Annotated in this window: 16 protein-coding genes; 4 read left to right on the top strand and 12 right to left on the bottom strand. The window is 62.0% G+C overall.

Annotation, left to right across the window (positions count from 1 at the left end; genetic code table 11):
* Positions 1-105: 105 nt before the first annotated feature.
* Both galU and AAGS40_RS06970 read right to left on the bottom strand, forming a co-directional pair.
* Positions 106-1,023 carry a UTP--glucose-1-phosphate uridylyltransferase GalU gene (gene galU / locus AAGS40_RS06975; RefSeq protein ID WP_345814103.1) on the bottom strand — a complete coding sequence of 306 codons (918 nt, stop codon included), beginning with the start codon at positions 1,021-1,023 and terminating at the stop codon, positions 106-108.
* Between the two features lie 447 nt (positions 1,024-1,470).
* Positions 1,471-1,767 (bottom strand): YciI-like protein, encoded by a 297-nt coding sequence (locus tag AAGS40_RS06970; protein WP_345814102.1) that lies wholly within the window; start codon positions 1,765-1,767, stop codon positions 1,471-1,473.
* A gap of 440 nt (positions 1,768-2,207) precedes the next feature.
* On the opposite strand from AAGS40_RS06970, the gene AAGS40_RS06965 reads away from it, so the two are divergent.
* The 3 genes from AAGS40_RS06965 to AAGS40_RS06955 all read left to right on the top strand — a co-directional run bounded on the left by AAGS40_RS06965 (position 2,208) and on the right by AAGS40_RS06955 (position 4,249).
* A complete protein-coding gene (locus AAGS40_RS06965) occupies positions 2,208-2,501 on the top strand; it encodes a PsiF family protein (protein ID WP_345814101.1) in 294 nt (97 codons plus the stop codon).
* A 276-nt stretch (positions 2,502-2,777) separates the two neighbouring features.
* Positions 2,778-3,230 (top strand): hypothetical protein, encoded by a 453-nt coding sequence (locus AAGS40_RS06960; RefSeq protein ID WP_345814100.1) that lies wholly within the window; start codon positions 2,778-2,780, stop codon positions 3,228-3,230.
* 431 nt (positions 3,231-3,661) lie between these two features.
* Positions 3,662-4,249: a YSC84-related protein gene (locus AAGS40_RS06955; protein WP_345814098.1), complete on the top strand. Its 588-nt coding sequence runs from the start codon at positions 3,662-3,664 to the stop codon at positions 4,247-4,249.
* 97 nt (positions 4,250-4,346) lie between these two features.
* On the opposite strand, the gene AAGS40_RS06950 is transcribed toward AAGS40_RS06955, so the two are convergent.
* From AAGS40_RS06950 to mltG, 10 genes are all read right to left on the bottom strand, one after another.
* Positions 4,347-5,414, bottom strand: a complete 1,068-nt coding sequence (locus tag AAGS40_RS06950) for a glycosyltransferase family 4 protein (RefSeq protein WP_345814097.1) — start codon at positions 5,412-5,414, stop codon at positions 4,347-4,349.
* A 490-nt stretch (positions 5,415-5,904) separates the two neighbouring features.
* Complete coding sequence (gene otsA / locus AAGS40_RS06945; RefSeq protein WP_345814096.1) at positions 5,905-7,317, bottom strand: alpha,alpha-trehalose-phosphate synthase (UDP-forming); 1,413 nt, start codon at positions 7,315-7,317, stop codon at positions 5,905-5,907.
* Between the two features lie 93 nt (positions 7,318-7,410).
* Entirely contained in the window at positions 7,411-8,634 is a 1,224-nt protein-coding gene (locus AAGS40_RS06940; RefSeq protein ID WP_345814095.1) for a mechanosensitive ion channel domain-containing protein, read from the bottom strand.
* A gap of 498 nt (positions 8,635-9,132) precedes the next feature.
* Positions 9,133-9,489, bottom strand: a complete 357-nt coding sequence (locus AAGS40_RS06935) for a Rap1a/Tai family immunity protein (protein WP_345814300.1) — start codon at positions 9,487-9,489, stop codon at positions 9,133-9,135.
* Positions 9,490-9,738: 249 nt separating this feature from the next.
* Positions 9,739-10,479: an ankyrin repeat domain-containing protein gene (locus AAGS40_RS06930; protein ID WP_345814094.1), complete on the bottom strand. Its 741-nt coding sequence runs from the start codon at positions 10,477-10,479 to the stop codon at positions 9,739-9,741.
* Positions 10,480-10,530: 51 nt separating this feature from the next.
* Positions 10,531-11,322: a TatD family hydrolase gene (locus AAGS40_RS06925; RefSeq protein ID WP_345814093.1), complete on the bottom strand. Its 792-nt coding sequence runs from the start codon at positions 11,320-11,322 to the stop codon at positions 10,531-10,533.
* Between the two features lie 46 nt (positions 11,323-11,368).
* Positions 11,369-11,890 carry an N-acetyltransferase family protein gene (locus tag AAGS40_RS06920; RefSeq protein ID WP_345814092.1) on the bottom strand — a complete coding sequence of 174 codons (522 nt, stop codon included), beginning with the start codon at positions 11,888-11,890 and terminating at the stop codon, positions 11,369-11,371.
* A 145-nt stretch (positions 11,891-12,035) separates the two neighbouring features.
* The gene (locus AAGS40_RS06915) at positions 12,036-13,070 is read right to left on the bottom strand and encodes a DNA polymerase III subunit delta' (RefSeq protein ID WP_345814091.1); all 1,035 of its coding nucleotides are present in this window, start codon (positions 13,068-13,070) and stop codon (positions 12,036-12,038) included.
* A gap of 71 nt (positions 13,071-13,141) precedes the next feature.
* On the bottom strand, positions 13,142-13,762 hold the full coding sequence (gene tmk, locus AAGS40_RS06910; RefSeq protein WP_345814298.1) for a dTMP kinase: 621 nt from the start codon (positions 13,760-13,762) through the stop codon (positions 13,142-13,144).
* Entirely contained in the window at positions 13,762-14,772 is a 1,011-nt protein-coding gene (mltG, locus tag AAGS40_RS06905; RefSeq protein WP_345814090.1) for an endolytic transglycosylase MltG, read from the bottom strand. Before mltG ends, tmk begins: the two co-directional genes overlap by 1 nt.
* A gap of 77 nt (positions 14,773-14,849) precedes the next feature.
* On the opposite strand from mltG, the gene AAGS40_RS06900 reads away from it, so the two are divergent.
* Positions 14,850-15,941, top strand: a complete 1,092-nt coding sequence (locus AAGS40_RS06900; protein WP_345814089.1) for a folate-binding protein — start codon at positions 14,850-14,852, stop codon at positions 15,939-15,941.
* Positions 15,942-15,974: the final 33 nt, after the last annotated feature.

Raw genomic sequence — 15,974 nt, 5'->3', positions numbered from 1 at the left:
GCTACGCATTGCTGCGTCTTGCGTCGCGCGTCTCGCGGCACCTGCCGCATGACGCGTGAATACTGCCTGTGTGGATGCAAGCGCCTGATTCGCGCCTGAAATCTTTCAGGCCGCTTCTGCCGTGTACTGGGCCGGCTCGCCGGTCAGCATGTTGGCTTGCATGTAAGCGTGCAGATAAGCCTCGAAATCCGCTTTCACTTCCGGGTGACGCAGCGCGAATTCGACGGTCGCCTTCAGGTAGCCGAGTTTGCTGCCGCAATCGAAACGCGTGCCGTAATACCGATACGCGAGCACCTGCTCTTCGGTCAGCAGCGACTGCACTGCGTCCGTGAGTTGCAGTTCGCCGCCTGCGCCCGGCTTCAGCGCGCGAATGTGCTTGAAGATGGTAGGCATCAGCACGTAACGGCCGACGACGCCGAGGTTCGACGGCGCCTTGTCCGGTGCCGGCTTTTCGATAATGCCCGACAGCTTGATCACGTTGTCTTCCCACTCGCGGCCATCGACCACGCCATACGAGCGGCTGTCTTCGCGGGCAATGGTTTCCACGCCGATCACCGAGCTGTGATAGTGGTTGAACGTGTCCACCAGCTGGCTCATGACTGGCTTCGAGCTGTGTAGCAGATCGTCAGCCAGAATCACCGCGAACGGGCTGTCGCCCACCAGCTTTTCGGCGCACAGCACCGCGTGGCCGAGACCGAGCGCTTCGGCCTGGCGCACGTAGAAGCAATCCACATTGGCGGGCTTGATGCTGCGCACGAGATCGAGCAGCTTCTGCTTGTTGCGTGCTTCGAGTTCGGCTTCAATCTCATACGACTTGTCGAAGTGATCCTCAATCGCGCGCTTGCTGCGACCCGTCACGAAGATCATTTCCGTAATGCCAGCAGCAATGGCTTCCTCAACCGCATATTGAATCAGCGGCTTGTCAACGATCGGCAGCATTTCCTTCGGACTGGCTTTAGTAGCCGGCAGGAATCGCGTCCCGAGGCCGGCGACAGGAAATACTGCTTTGGTGACTTTCAGCATGGTAGGCATTCCGTAATGGTTAGAACTGGGTTGCGCGGACCGATGGGCCCTGCTGCATTGCGGAAAAGCCTAACAAAAAACGGTGGCGGATTCACGCGGTAAATTTTGCGAAACGCCAAAATAATGTGATTTATGTTGGATATGCCGCATTGTGACAAGTGCCCGGAAACATTTGCGTGTCCAAAACATTTATTTTCAACCGTTGCGAATTTTTTACGTATCTGTTCTGGACGTGTCAGTGAGTGATCCGCGCGCGCTGCCACGGTCACATGACAATAGCTGCACGGGTTGCGTGATATCAGCCGACCTTGCCGCCGCGGGTTGATAACGTACGACACTCCGGCGATTAACTCCCGCGCTCGCGACTTTTTCGTGAATTGCAAATCTTCGCAAAAAGCGCTTCTAATACGTTTCGCTTCACTTTTTTTATCGATATTCAACGCGTCGCTAGCGCAATGGATTCGTTGCGCCGTCACCAACCACAGTCGTCCATTCGCGCACACGCCAACTCGCCACTAATCCATTTGAAACGTACGGATCCGCCCGAGCAAAAGTTTCCGCGACGGCCGGCGAGTCGCCCTCAAAGAGCAACATCGCGGAATCGGCGGGCGCCGCAAGCGCACCACCGAGCAGCAGAGCGCCGCCATCGGAGGCTTCCCAGGCGAGCTTAAGGTGCGCGTCCCGATAGGCGTCGCGCCGTTCGAGGTAGTCGGGCGCGAGTTCGTAGACCAGCAGATAGTGCATGAGGAGTCTCCTTGAGGTGATGTCATAGCGCGCACGATGACGTATGACGCTGAGTGCTTCGTTTGAACTATCCGCGAACGCCGGGCCTGGCATTGATCTGCCGATCTGTCTCTGCTCGCGCTTGCAGCGGCAATTGCCGCTTGTACCCATCTCGCATCCGCCGCAGCAAACGTCGGCGAGTTTGCTCACTCGCATGGCAACCGAGTTCTCGTTCGCAAGACTCGGGCCGGGCGTCCGTTCGTTCAGATGGTCTGATCGAACGAACGAGCATCTTTCCGTTGCATAGGGAAAACCAGCTTGGGCACCGGTCAACGGGAACGTGTCTTTGTCCGTTCTGGCAGACAGCATTTGCCATAATGCGTGTGCCGAGGGTCCCGGATGCCGTTGACGCTCAAGCGCATAAACGACCAGAAACGTTTTCACCACCGATGGAGTGTCATATGAAAATCCAATCCGCCATTGCTACGCTGGTTCTGGGTGCTGTCCTCGTCTCGCCTGCATTCGCACAGAACAGTCAGCAAACGAAGATGGCCGACTGTAACAAGCAGGCCGGCGACAAGAAAGGCGACGACCGCAAAGCGTTCATGAAGACGTGTCTGTCCGCCAAGCCCGCCGCCGCGCCAATGAGCCAGCAGGACAAGATGAAGGCGTGCAACGCACAGGCGACCGGCAAGAAAGGCGACGATCGCAAGGCGTTCATGAAAACCTGCCTGTCGTCGGCACCCGCCAAGTAAGACCCGCCGCCTTCACGCGATACCCCTGCGCCGCGCGGTGGCCGTGCGGTGCAACGCCCGCTTCACTCCGCCGAATTGCCTCCTGACGTCGCCGCGCGTCGCCCTCTCGTCCCGCTTTGTTACCGGTACGCTGCTTTGGCCGACCATTCAGGACTGACTGCCCGAGGGTGGCGTTTTTCTTCTATGATGGCTGCGGAGACGGCCCACCCTCATAAATAACATCAGACGGGCCGCCATCTTGTCGTTGATGCCGTACGGCATCCATCGGAGGCAAGGATGGTATCGAAACATAAAAACCGCTGGTTGAGGCGGTGGCTGGTCGTGATCGTCTTCTGGGCCGTGCCCGTGGCGATCGTCGCGGTGAGCGAGATCCGGGAGGAAATGGCCTATAACGCCGTCGATCTCGACCGCGCGCTGACCACGTGGAACGTCACTGACGCACAACGTGCGGCCGGTGCCGCCGCGCGCTGCCGCGGCAATCCCGACGAGGCAAAAGCCGCTGGCTGCCCCGCCGAGGTACTGGCCGCGAACGCGCCGCGTCAGCAGGACGCGCGTAATGAATACAGCGTGCGCCGCTCCACCCTGATGGCTTATCTCTGGCATGCGTTCGTCGGCTACTGGATCGTCCCCGCAGTCATCCTGTTCCTGCTGGGCGTGCTCGTCGGCATGGTGCGCCGCGCGCTGCGCCGTCCGCCGCCGCCTGTCAAGACGCCTGCCAATCATGGCTAATAGGCGGTCTACCCGCTACCGGGCCAGCCGATCACCCGTTGTTCGCCCGTGCCAGTTGCACGTTTCTCACGTTGTGAAGAGTGCAGCATGCAGACAACACTTATGCCGGATTTCCGCACTTTCTGACGCACGGCGAAATCGGTAAAAACGAACGTTTCGACCGCGCTTCAGATGCGTGCCAGCCCACCTTTGATCAGCCAACGCGGTTCGTGCCGTGCCCTTTTTAAGCGTATCGTCGGGGCAGAATAAGCCATCCGAATCGCCGGTCAAATTTACAGCATGCTGACTGATGACTTGCCGCAAAGCCCCGTCGCACAAGGCTTTTCGCGATACCACAGAGCACGCCATTTACGCTTGCGTGTGATATAACACTGAGGCAACCCACTCACCAGACCAGAGGTTGCGCCCCGGAACCATGATGGAGAAAAACGATGCAAAGACGAAACTTCATGTTGAAGACGACCGCTGCGCTCGCTTTCGGAGGCCTTGCACTCGCGGGTTGTACGACGAATGGCAGCAACCACGACACCGCCTCCACTGATGCTTCCAAACGCCAGTCGATCGACGCCAGCGTCGAAGGCACCATGTCGCGCCTCTTCACCACCGTGCCGGGTTCGCGCGAACTCGTCTCCAAAGCGCGCGGCGTGCTCGTATTTCCGTCGGTGCTGCAAGCCGGCTTTATCGTCGGTGGTCAGTACGGCGAGGGTTCGCTGCGCGTCGGTGGCGGCACCGTCGGCTATTACAGTACGATTTCCGGCTCGTTCGGTCTGCAGGCCGGCGCGCAGTCGAAGGCCATCATTTTCCTGTTCATGACGCAGGATGCGCTGGATAAATTCCGCAACGCGGACGGCTGGTCCGTCGGCGGCGATGCGTCCGTCGCGCTCGTCAAGATGGGTGCGAACGGCGCAATCGACTCGAACACCGCAACGGCGCCGGTCGAAGTGTTCGTGCTGACCAATGCAGGTTTGATGGGCGACCTGTCACTGCAGGGCACCAAGGTCTCGCGGCTGAAGATCTGATCTCGCTGCCGGGCGCGGCGTCAAAGAAAACGGCGATGCAGAGTCGTCATCGCCGCTTTTTTTACGCCTGCGCCCACCGCTGCCTGGCTGCCAACGCTTAACCACCCGACGTGTCGATCACCTTGAAGCGCGAGCGCTTTTGCGCGCGAATCACGGACTGATAAGCGTCCACATATTGCTGAGCCATCCGGCGCGACGTAAAGCGCTCCTCGAAGCGCTTGCGTACACCCGCGCGCGGTAGCTTATGCAGACGATTGACCGCCGCCACGGCGCCGATTTCGTCCTCGACGATATAACCGGTCACCCCCTCTTCCAGCACCTCCGGCACCGATCCGCGATTAAAGGCGATCACAGGCGTGCCGCAAGCCATCGCTTCGATCATGACGAGACCGAACGGCTCTGGCCAGTCGATCGGAAACAGCAACGCATGCGCGCCTGACAGAAATGCGGCTTTCTGGTCGTCCGCGATCTCGCCGACAAATTCGACGTGAGGCAAGTCCAGCAACGGCCGGATATCCCGCTCGAAATATTCGCGGTCGGCAGCGTCCACCTTGGCGGCAATGCGAATGGGCATACCGCAGCGGCCCGCGATACGAATGGCGGTGTCTACCCGTTTTTCCGGCGAGATGCGTCCCAGAAAGGCCAGATACTTCTGCTCGACCGGTTGCGGCGTGTACAGCATTTCGGGCAGCCCGTGATAGACGGTAGTGAGCCACCGCGCCTGCGGCACCGGTTGACGCTGCGCGTTGGAGATCGAGATCACCGGCGCGGTGCTGAACGTGTCGAATACCGGCTGCTGCTCCGGCAGGTCCAGCCGCCCGTGCATCGTCGTCACGAATGGCGTGTCCTGGCGCTTGAACACCGAGAACGAGTAATAGTCGAGGTGAAAATGCAGGACATCGAAGTTTTCCGCCTGGCGACGCACCAGTTCCATCAGCAGCATGTGCGGCGCAATGCGATCGCGAATGCCGGGGTCCAGTCGCAGCGCGCGGGGCCAGACTGCTTCGAGCTTTGCGTTGGTGATGGAATCGCCGCTCGCGAACAGCGTCACGTCATGGCCGAGATCGACCAGCGCCTCGGTGATATACGATACGACCCGCTCCGTGCCGCCATACAGCTTGGGCGGCACCGATTCGGTCAACGGGGCGATTTGCGCAATTTTCATTATGTGTCTCCATGAACTGACAGCTCGCGCCACATCAGCGGTGCGTGTCAGCGGCGCTGAGTATGCCAGACAGCGCCTTGTCTCTCCGAATCACGCCGCGCCCGGCGCGCGATGAATCGCACGGCGGCTAGCACGGAATTCGGCCAAACCTATTATTGATGAGCGTGCAGCAAATAGCCCCTTGTCTTGCATTTACTACGCGCTGTTACATTCAGCTTACACACCTGCTTCAACAGGATGCCCCTGCTTACAAGCCCTTCCTGCAAACACTTAATGCGATGGTCACGTCGAAAGCAGGCATTTGCGGAAGATAGACGGGTGGGCGCCAATGTATTCTCCTGCACGATCGACTAGCTGCCGTTCGCGCGCAAATGACACACGGCTTGCAGGCGCCAAGGCGGCGCGATCAGTCGCGCCGCGCGCAGCAACGCGCAAGAACAGCGTATTTAGCCCGCCTGCGGTGGCGCAGCATGGCCGCCGCGCGATTCGATTACTTATGGCCGCCGCCCTTGCCCGGCTTTTGCACCGGCACACTACGCAGGTCGTGCAGGAACGTATCGCGCCAGACACCGAGGTCGTTCTGGCGCAGCGCGGCCATGTTGATCTCATGACGACGCTGCCGCGCATCCAGCGGCATTTGCAACGCGCGCTGCAACGCTTCGCACATGCCGATGGCGTCGTGTGGATTGACGAGCAGCGCGCCGGTCAACTCCTGCGCCGCGCCCGCGAAAATCGACAGCACCAGCACGCCCGGATCGTCGGGATTCTGAGCAGCCACGTATTCCTTGGCGACGAGATTCATCCCGTCATGCAACGGCGTGACGAAGCCGATCTGCGACTCGCGAAAGAGCGACATGAGCTTCCAGCGGTCGTACTGCTGGTTCAGATAGCGGATCGGCGTGTAGTCGAGGCCTGAATAGCGGCCGTTGATACGCCCCGCTTCGTACTCCAGATCCTGGCGGATCTTCTGGTAAGTGGCGACGTCCGAGCGCGTGGGCGGCGCGATCTGCACCAGTGTGACATTGCCGCGCCATTCCGGCGAACGCTCCAGCAGATGTTCGAACGCGCGAAAGCGCTCAACGAGCCCCTTCGAGTAGTCCAGCCGGTCGACGCTCATGATCAGCTTGCGCCCTTCCAGGCTCTGCTTGAGTTCGAGCACGTGCTGCCGGCTTTCGTAGCGCTTCGCCTGCTCGGCGATTTCGTCGGGAAACACGCCGATCCGGTAGACGCCAGTGCGCAGCTTGCGCCCGAAAGCCTCCACGTGATTGCCGTCGGTGACGGTGCCGCGAGCATGGCGCACGACGTAATCGTGGAACGCCTGCTGGTCAGTGACGGTCTGGAAGCCCAGCAGGTCGTAGCACGATAGCGACTTCACCAGCTCTTCGTGCGGCGGAATGTTCAGCAGGATTTGCGGCGCGGGAAACGGAATGTGCAGGAAAAAGCCGATCCGGTTCGTGATCCCCTCGTTGCGCAGCGCTTCGGCGAACGGGATCAGATGGTAGTCGTGAATCCAGATCACGTCGTCGGGTTCGAGCAGCTTGATCAGCTTGTGCGCGAGCCAGGCGTTCACCCGGCGGTAGCCCGCATATTCTTCGCGCTCGTAACGGGCGAGGTCGTTGCGATAGTGGAACACCGGCCACAGCGTGGCGTTGGAGAAGCCCCGGTAGTACTGGTCGTAGTCCTTGCGCGTGAGACCGACGGTCGCAAAGGTCACCGCGCCGTCCTGTTCGAGCGTGGGGCCCGCATTCGCAACGGTTTCACTCACCACGTCGCCGCTCCAGCCGAACCAGACGCCTCCCGCGTCTTTCAGCGCACCGAACACGCCGACCGCGAGGCCGCCCGCCGATCCTTTGGTTTCCGTCGGTGTTGCGACGCGATTCGACACGACGATCAGTCGGCCCATTTACTTTGTCCTCCGTGGTTCATGCAGTTTAATGCAAGGTTCGACTACTTAAGTGCCCGATCAGTTGCATCGATGGCAATCTGCCGCGCCGGGCTACGCGTTTTCCTTTTCCCGCGGTGCCCTCTCGCTGACAGGCGGACGGCCCGCGCGCGTCGCGACCGGATCGGCTTCCGTGTGCGCGGCGGTGCTGCCGGCGGGTGTCTTCATGCTGCGCGGCACCCAGTCGAGCGGCTGTCCTTTGCCGTTTTCCAGTTCCGCCGACACCTCGGCGCGCGCTCGCGGCAGGTACTGCGGATAATGCTGCTGGATGAAGCCGAGCAAGCCTTCGCGCACACGGCAGCGCAGGTCCCAGTTAAGGCCGGAGTCGAGCGAGCTGACGAGTGCGCGCAACTGCATCGAACGCTCGGTGCCGTCCGTGACCTGCAGCACCTGCACACGTCCATCCCATTCGGGCGCGCTCTCCACGAGCCGCGCCAGTTCTTCGCGCAGCGGCGCCATCGGCATCCGGTAATCGACGTACAGGAATACTGTGCCGATGATCTGCGAACTGCTGCGCGTCCAGTTGGAAAACGGGTTTTCGATGAACCATTGCAGCGGCACGATGAGCCGCCGCTGGTCCCACAGACGCACCGACACATAAGTGCCCGTGATTTCCTCGATGCGCCCCCACTCGCCCTCGATCACGACCACGTCGTCGAGACGGATGGGCTGTGACAACGCGATTTGCAGACCGGCGATCAGATTGCCGAGCACCGGCCGCGCGGCGATACCGGCGACCAGACCGGCGACGCCCGCCGACGCAAGCAGACTCGCGCCGATCTGCCGCACGTTCGGAAACGTCATGAGCGCCCCGCCGACGCCGATCACCACGATCACGAGCATCACCGAGCGCGCGAGCACTCTCGCCTGCGTATGGATGCGGCGCGCGTGCAGGTTGTCGGCGGTGTCGAGCGGATGGGCCTGAATGATCGCTTCGCCGATCGCCGCCGCCGAGCGCACGGAAAGCCACGTGATTCCGCCGATCAGCGCGATGCCCGCCACGTCGCGCAACGGCGTGACGAAGTTCAGCGTGTCAGGCGCTTCCCACCAGACGGCTTCGAGCGCGAGCACGACCAGCACGAATTGCGATGGTTTGTCGATATAGCGCAGCACGACGCTCATCAACGGGTAAGGCCGCGCGATACGCATGACGATGCGCGCGCCGACACGGTGAACGCCCAGCGCCAGCAGCGTGGCAATGACGGAGACGAACAGCGCGCCCGGCCACGCATGCATGGGCGCTTCGGCGATACGGCTGAGGTCGTCGAGAGTGAGCATGGGGTATGTCCTCCTGACCTGAATGTGGACGACGCCACATGGGGTGAATTGACGGCAACGAATGCTGCGGCGCACATGGCGCGACCCGAGAGCGTCCGGTTGCCGGATGAAGGGGGCGGCGCACAGCCGCGTGTCGGACATGCAGCGCCGCCCCCGGCTTGCCCACGCGTCACAGAGCGCGCGGGCCGGCGCGCGCGCCGACACTCTTCACTACCTATCTTAGGCGCTCACCGGCGAAGGTTCGAAAAAGTTGCCCGCACTGCAGCATTTTTTGGGAAGACACAGGATCGGGTGCGGAGTTCACCAGCGTCGCTCGTTGCCAGGACACGCGGAATCGCAAATTGGACGTGATGACAGCCGCTATAGTGACGAAGGTGACGCGGCTACGCGGCGTTCCAGCGAGGCCGCGGGGCTTGGGAGAGTCAGGCGAGGAAAAAGGCAGAAACGCGCCATGGCCGGGGCACGGTCGCCGATGCCCGCGGCGTCATGCATTGCAGATCAGCTTCCGCTCTTGCAGGGAAACGCCTTGCCCAGTCCTAGTGAAATTGCCGTGCTGGCGTTGTAGCCTGCCGCATCGGGATTTTCGGCGATGTATTTGCGCACCGCGTCGGTCAGCAACGACGAACGTGCGTCTTGCGGCAGACAGAAGTACTGGCCGACGCGCGGACCGGTGGTGCCGCCAATGGCGTCAATGGTATTGAAGATGCCGTCAGCCGCGCCTTCGATGTACGCGGCGCACGCGCTTCGCGATGCCACGTCGGTCTTGGTGCACAGCTTGTTGAGGTCGCCTCCCGTAAACGCGAATGCCGACAGAGGTGCGGCAAGCGCGCTGGCGAAAATCAAAGCCCGCAGCATGGTGTTCCTTTCCAGGGTGTTTATCAGGCGGTCTTTCGCCGCATCCGGACGGCGCGCCAAGGCAGCGCGCCAATGTTCGTCATTCTGCACTGTTTTGCCATGCGACAGTCATGCCGCCAAGGCAATCTTCAGGCAAATCTGTGCGCGGGCTCGCACACTGCCGCAACTCCCCGGGAAAGCCGGGCAGCGGCGCGTGACGCCCGTTTTGCACAGGGTATTCAGCTTCTCGGCTCGCGCCCGTTGGCGAGCCTATTTCTGCTGCGTTTGCTGCAAACGCGCTGTCAGCCCTTCGACCACGTCCGGCTCTTTGTATGCCTTTGCGAAGTCGAGCGCCGTCATGCCGATCTGGTTTTCCACGGTGAGATCTGCGCCGTTATCCAGCAACAGTTTGACCGTCGATACGTGGCCGCCGCGCGCGGCCATCATCAGCGGCGTGGTGCCGTTCGGCGAACCTGCGTCGACATAGGCAGAATGGTCGAGCAGCAGCTTGACGATGTCGTCGTGACCGTTGGCGGCAGCGTAGTGCAGCGGCGCCCAGCCCTTCTTGTTGACCTCGGCGTCTTTCGCGATCAGTTGGTTGACGAAGTCGATGTCGCCGTTCAGCGCGGCCATCATCATCGCGTTCTCGCCCGCTTTGTCCTGGATCTCGATATTGGTTTTGGGATTTGCCAACAGGGCGGCGCCGACCTTGTCCGACTTCTCACGCGCGGCCAGCACCAGCAATGGGATGCCCTGGTTATCGACGCTGTTCGGGTCCATGCCCTTCGCCAGCAGCTTGTTGACGCCGTCGACGTCGTCGAACTTGACCGACTTGATCAGCGAATCGATTGGCGCGGCCTGAGCCGGCGACGCGATCAGCGAGGCCAGAGCGGCGCACGCGAGCGCAGCCACGAGCGCAATCCGTGATGCGCCATGGCGCGCCCATACCAGCGCGGCACGCCCCGGGGAAATCTGTTGAAACGCTGCATTCGACATGGATTTAGTTCTCATATTTCACTTCACCAAATTTTTTATCTTATTGATATTAAACGCCTTTCCATTTCAAGCGCTAGCGGGCGCGGGAATCCGGAAAAGGCGGAAGAAATTTTGCGTGGTCGCGGCGGCCAGCGCCGTGTCCGGCATCTCGCGTTGTTCCGCGATGAAGCGTCCGACATAACTTACGTAAGCAGGTTCATTAGGCTTGCCCCGATAAGGCACCGGCGCGAGATACGGCGAGTCCGTTTCGATCAGCAGACGGTCGAGCGGCACGCGGCGCGCGACGTCCTGCACGTCCACCGCTTTCTTGAAGGTGACAATGCCCGACAGCGATATGTAGAAGTTCTGCGCGAGCGCCTGCTCGGCGATCGCCCAGGGCTCGGTGAAGCAGTGCATCACGCCGCCCGGCTCGCTCGCGCGTTCCTCGGCCATGATGCGCAGCGTGTCCTCGGACGACGAGCGCGTATGGATGATCAGCGGCTTGCGTGTGGCATGCGCGGCGCGGATATGCGTGCGAAAGCGCTCGCGCTGCCATTCCATGTCGGCGATCGAGCGCCCTTCGAGCCGGTAATAGTCAAGGCCGGTTTCGCCGATCGCCACGACCTTGGGGTGCTGCGCCAGTTCGATCAGTTCGGCGAGATCTGGCTCGCGCATGTCTTCGTGATCGGGATGCACGCCCACCGACGCATAGACGTTCTCGTGGCGGCTCGCAATGTCCAGCACCGACGGCAGCGTCTCCAGATCGACCGACACGCACAGCGCGTGCGTCACGGCGTGGCTGCGCATGTTTTCCAGCACTTGAGGCAGCCGGTCGGCGAGTCCTTCGAAATTGATATGGCAATGCGAATCGACAAACATGATGAATTCCCGCTTGCAGAAAACTGAAGATGACCCGCGCGGTCGCTCAGGCGGCGCGGTCGGCGTCGAGCCGCTTGCCGACGATGATCAGATCCCGCTCCACGCCGTCCAGCACCGCGACGCGCGGCAGCGAGCCCCAAGTCTCGAAACCGAAGCCGCGGAAGAGGCGCAGGCTCGCGTCATTGTGGCCGAAGATGAAGCCCAGCACGGTGTCGATGCCAAGTGCCGGCGCTGTCGCGAGCGAGGCCGCCAACAACTTCTTGCCCAGACCCTGGCCGCGCGCGCTTTCGTCCAGATAAATGCTGACTTCGGCGGTGCGCAAATAGGCCGGCCGTCCGTAGAAATCGGAAAAGCTCAGCCACGCGATCACGCGGCCGGGCTGCTGCGGATCGTCGACCACCCACAGCGGGCGCTTTTGCGGGCCATGCGCATGAAACCATGCAAGACGGCTCTCGACGCTCACCGGCTCCAGGTCCGCCGTGACTTGCCGCGACGGCACGGTGGAGTTGTAAATGGCGACGATCGCGGGCAGATCGTCGAGCGTGGCATCGCGGTAGGAAAGGCTCATGGTGCGTTGACGTGAAATGAAAGCGGAAGAGAAAGCACGCTGCGGTGAAGAACGCGCAGCCGCTGGTACAGCAAAACGCAGCAAAGCGCAGCAGAGCGAGCCGGTGATGCACCGACCGGCACCGCGCGATGCCTCTTGCGCGCGCTCAGGAGAACAACTCGCGGTAGCCGATAAACAGTTCTTCGAACACCAGCCGCGCATTGAGCGGATGATTTTCGACCGCGCGCTGACGCGTGATCGTGCGCATGAAGCGCGCGAACGCACTGGCGTCCGCTTGCGACGCACACCGTGTCAACGCCGCGGACGCCTGCGGAAAATAGCGCGGCGCGCCGGCCGTACGTTGCGCCAGCAGGTCGTACATCCAGCGCTGCAGCCACCCCAGCACGAGCGGCACCGGCAACTTCTGCAGCGCCTCCCCGCATGCGAACGCGTCGCACGCCGGCCCGGCCGCGAGTTGCTTGAGCGTCCAGTCGCGCAACGCGCGATTGTCGTCGCTCGCGAGCGCCAGCGCCGTGAGCGGTGCGCCCCCGGCCTCGGCAAGCAGCGCGGCCGGCTGTTCGACGCGTTGCGCCGCCAGCCACCTGGTCGCGATGTCCTGCGCGGGCGTGCTCATCGGCCACTGGCGGCAGCGGCTGATGATCGTAGGCAGCAGGCGATCGATGCGCGCCGACACCATCAGGAATACCACGCCCGCGGGCGGCTCCTCCAGTGTTTTCAGAAGCGCGTTGGCCGCGGCGATATTCAGCGCCTCGGCCGGATACAACACGACCACGCGCGCGCCGCCCCGATGCGAACCTACGCCGACGAAGTCAAGCAGACCCCGAATCTGTTCGATCCGGATTTCCTTGCTTGGCGTGCGGGTCTTTTTGCCTTCCTCGCCGTCGGCTTTCTCGGCTTTTTCGTCCGCGCCGTTTGCGAGTCCGGCTTCGGCGGCGAGCGCTTCGGGCACGACGATCCGGTAATCAGGATGGTTGCCCTGCGAAAACCACGTGCACGCGACACACGCGCCGCAGGGCTCGCCATTGGCCTGCTGCGCTTCGCATAACAAGCCTTGCGCGAGATGCTGCGCGAAGCGCAGCTTGCCGATGCCCGCCTGGCCATGCAGCAGCAATGCGTGCGGCCAGTGGCCGCGCAACTGCTGCAGGCGGTTCCAGTCGTCGGCTTGCCACGGAAAAATCATCTTTTCTCTTTGAATCAGTTTGTTGAGAGCGCATCCTGAGAATTTGGATGAGCTACGACTTTCTCATTAAATCAAAGCGTTGCAATCAGTTCTTCAAGCTGTTTCTGAATGCGAATGATGCTTTGCGAAGAGTCAATGATAGCGAACCGGTACGGCGCTTCTTCCGCACGGCGCAGATACTCGGTGCGTGTACGATCGAAGAATGCCTCCGATTCACTCTCGAAACGGTCCGGATCGCGCGCGGCGCTGCGGCGTTCGCTGGCGATCCCGGGCGCGAGGTCGAACAACACCGTCAGATCCGGCTGGAATCCGCCCTGAACCCAGCGCTCCAGCGTTTCCAGCTTGTCGCGCGGCAGGCCGCGTCCGCCGCCCTGATAGGCGAAAGTGGCATCCGTGAAACGGTCCGACAGCACCCAGTCGCCGCGCGCGAGCGCTGGCTCGATAACCTCGGCCAGATGCTGCCGGCGCAGCGCGAACATCAGCAGCGCCTCGGTTTCCAGGTCCATTTTCTGATGCAGCACGATTTCGCGAATCTGCTCGCCAAGGGACGTGCCACCCGGCTCACGCGTCATCACGACCGAGCGGCCGGCACGCGCGACCTTTTCCTCGAGGCGCTCGCGGAACCAGCTCAGGTGAGTGGTTTTGCCCGCTCCGTCGATGCCCTCGAACGTAATGAATTTGCCCCGCGCCATCATTGCCCTCGAATGTATTTGTCCACGGCCTTGTTGTGTTCGCCGAGGGTGTCAGAAAAAATACTGCTGCCGTCGCCGCGCGACACAAAATACAACGCAGTGGATTGCGCCGGATTCATCGCGGCCTGAAGCGACGCGACCCCCGGCAGCGAGATGGGCGTTGGCGGCAAACCCATCCGGGTGTAGGTATTGTAGGGAGTGTCCGTTTGCAGATCTTTCTTTCTGATGTGCCCGGCATAGCTGTCGCCCATTCCGTAGATCACGGTGGGGTCGGTCTGCAGCGGCATGCCAGCCCGCAGCCGGTTGGCGAACACGGCAGCCACCATCGGCCGGTCCGACTTCCTGCCGGTTTCCTTTTCGATGATCGACGCCATGGTCAGCGCATCGTACGGCGTCTTGTACGGCAGGTTCGGCGACCGGGCGAGCCATGCTTCGTCCAGACGCTCGCGCATCAGATGGTAAGCGCGCCGATACACGTCCAGATCGCTGGTGTTCTTGTCAAACAGATAAGTGTCCGGGAAAAACAGCCCTTCGCCATTGCCGATCGACGCCTCCGGCGCGCCGATCGCCGTCATCAGGTCGGCGTCGCTCATGCCGGCCGTGTCGTGCCTGAGCGCAGGATTGGCGTCCAGCTCGGCGCGCATGCGCTTGAAGGTCCAGCCTTCAATGATAGTCGCCACGTACTCGTTGACGTCGCCGCGTGCGATTTTCTGCAACACTTCGTACGGCGTCACGCCGGTCTTGAATTCGTAGTTGCCCGATTTGAGGTCGCTTTGCAGTCCCAGAAGCCGCGTCATGATCACGAACAATTCCGGTTCGACCGGCACACCGCCGCGATTCAGTTGCAGCGTGACACTGCGCAGGCTGCTATGCGGCTTGACCGTGACATCGAGTTGCGCCGGATTCAGTTCGAGCGGGCTATTCGCCCAGTGATATCCGCCGCCAATCGCAGCTGCGCCCAGCACGACGAGAATCGAGCCGGCGATCAAACATTTCTTCAGGAGGGACATGGAAACGTGGCAGGGGTGGACTGCATATAATACAAGTTTGCCTTAGCCAAAGTCAGAATTGACTGTTCCGGAAATCCATGAACACACCGCTCGCTCCCGCTTCAGGCACGCCGTCAGTCGCTTCTTCCACGCCCGTTGGCGCAGCCCCGGGCGCTGCTGTCGCGGCATTCGAGTTGCCCGCGCTGCCGCGCCCGTCAGCCGCTGAATTCGACGCGGTGCTCGAGCACGGTGCGTATATGCCGCTCGCGCAATTCGGCGTGATCGACGCCACCGGCGACGACGCCGCGAGCTTCCTGCACGGCCAGCTGACCAACGACACCCAGCACCTGGACGCGGCGAATGCCCGTCTTGCCGGCTACTGCTCCGCGAAAGGCCGCCTGCTGGCGTCGTTCCTGACGTGGCGCAGCGGCGACACGATCCATCTTCTGGTGTCGAAAGACGTGCAGGCCGCGGTCCAGAAACGGCTGTCCATGTTCATACTGCGCGCGAAGGCGAAGCTCGCGGACGCCACTGGCGAAACCGCCGTGATCGGTCTTGCCGGCGACGTGCGCCATGCGCTGTCCGGCGTGTTCGATGCGCTGCCGGACGGGGTGCACGTGAAGGTGGACGGTGAGGCAGGCTCGCTGATCCGCGTGCCGGACGCGCTCGACCGGCTGCGCTATCTTTGGGTGGGTCCAAAGGCGCAGATCGAAGCGCAATTGTCGCGCATCGATGGCAAGCTCAAACGTGTGTCGCCGGCGGTGTGGGACTGGCTCGATATCCGCGCAGGCGAGCCGCGCATCACACAGCCGGTGGCCGAACAGTTCGTGCCGCAAATGGTCAATTTCGACGTGCTCGGCGCGGTCAATTTCCGCAAGGGCTGCTATCCCGGCCAGGAAGTGGTCGCGCGTAGCCAGTACCGCGGCACGATCAAGCGGCGCACGTCACTGGCGAACGTCGCCGGCGAACTCGACACGGTAAAGCCGGGCGCCGAACTGTTTCATTCAGACGACCCGGGCCAGCCGTGCGGCATGGTCGTCAATGCGGCGTGCGCGCAAGCGGGTGGCGTCGATCTGCTGGTCGAGATCAAGCTCGCGGCGCTCGAAAATGGCTCAGTGCATCTGGGCACCGCAGACGGCCCGGCACTGACTTTTATCCCATTGCCCTACGGTCTGCCGGCCGAGGTTTGAAAAACGGCGCGGCCGTCTGGTTTGCAGTTCAGT

Source organism: Paraburkholderia sp. PREW-6R (genome assembly GCF_039621805.1).
Taxonomy (GTDB): domain Bacteria; phylum Pseudomonadota; class Gammaproteobacteria; order Burkholderiales; family Burkholderiaceae; genus Paraburkholderia.
Note: the sequence above shows the minus strand (reverse complement) of the source record. Positions and strands in the feature narration are given on the sequence as shown.

Coding starts and splice junctions, on each gene's coding strand:
- tmk (WP_345814298.1), bottom strand. CDS start 13,762: ATGGCGCGGGGCAAATTCATTACGTTCGAGGGCATCGACGGAGCGGGC.
- AAGS40_RS06900 (WP_345814089.1), top strand. CDS start 14,850: ATGAACACACCGCTCGCTCCCGCTTCAGGCACGCCGTCAGTCGCTTCT.
- AAGS40_RS06940 (WP_345814095.1), bottom strand. CDS start 8,634: ATGCTCACTCTCGACGACCTCAGCCGTATCGCCGAAGCGCCCATGCAT.
- AAGS40_RS06965 (WP_345814101.1), top strand. CDS start 2,208: ATGAAAATCCAATCCGCCATTGCTACGCTGGTTCTGGGTGCTGTCCTC.
- AAGS40_RS06950 (WP_345814097.1), bottom strand. CDS start 5,414: ATGAAAATTGCGCAAATCGCCCCGTTGACCGAATCGGTGCCGCCCAAG.
- AAGS40_RS06930 (WP_345814094.1), bottom strand. CDS start 10,479: ATGAGAACTAAATCCATGTCGAATGCAGCGTTTCAACAGATTTCCCCG.
- AAGS40_RS06955 (WP_345814098.1), top strand. CDS start 3,662: ATGCAAAGACGAAACTTCATGTTGAAGACGACCGCTGCGCTCGCTTTC.
- otsA (WP_345814096.1), bottom strand. CDS start 7,317: ATGGGCCGACTGATCGTCGTGTCGAATCGCGTCGCAACACCGACGGAA.
- AAGS40_RS06920 (WP_345814092.1), bottom strand. CDS start 11,890: ATGAGCCTTTCCTACCGCGATGCCACGCTCGACGATCTGCCCGCGATC.
- AAGS40_RS06935 (WP_345814300.1), bottom strand. CDS start 9,489: ATGCTGCGGGCTTTGATTTTCGCCAGCGCGCTTGCCGCACCTCTGTCG.
- AAGS40_RS06915 (WP_345814091.1), bottom strand. CDS start 13,070: ATGATTTTTCCGTGGCAAGCCGACGACTGGAACCGCCTGCAGCAGTTG.
- AAGS40_RS06925 (WP_345814093.1), bottom strand. CDS start 11,322: ATGTTTGTCGATTCGCATTGCCATATCAATTTCGAAGGACTCGCCGAC.
- mltG (WP_345814090.1), bottom strand. CDS start 14,772: ATGTCCCTCCTGAAGAAATGTTTGATCGCCGGCTCGATTCTCGTCGTG.
- galU (WP_345814103.1), bottom strand. CDS start 1,023: ATGCTGAAAGTCACCAAAGCAGTATTTCCTGTCGCCGGCCTCGGGACG.
- AAGS40_RS06960 (WP_345814100.1), top strand. CDS start 2,778: ATGGTATCGAAACATAAAAACCGCTGGTTGAGGCGGTGGCTGGTCGTG.
- AAGS40_RS06970 (WP_345814102.1), bottom strand. CDS start 1,767: ATGCACTATCTGCTGGTCTACGAACTCGCGCCCGACTACCTCGAACGG.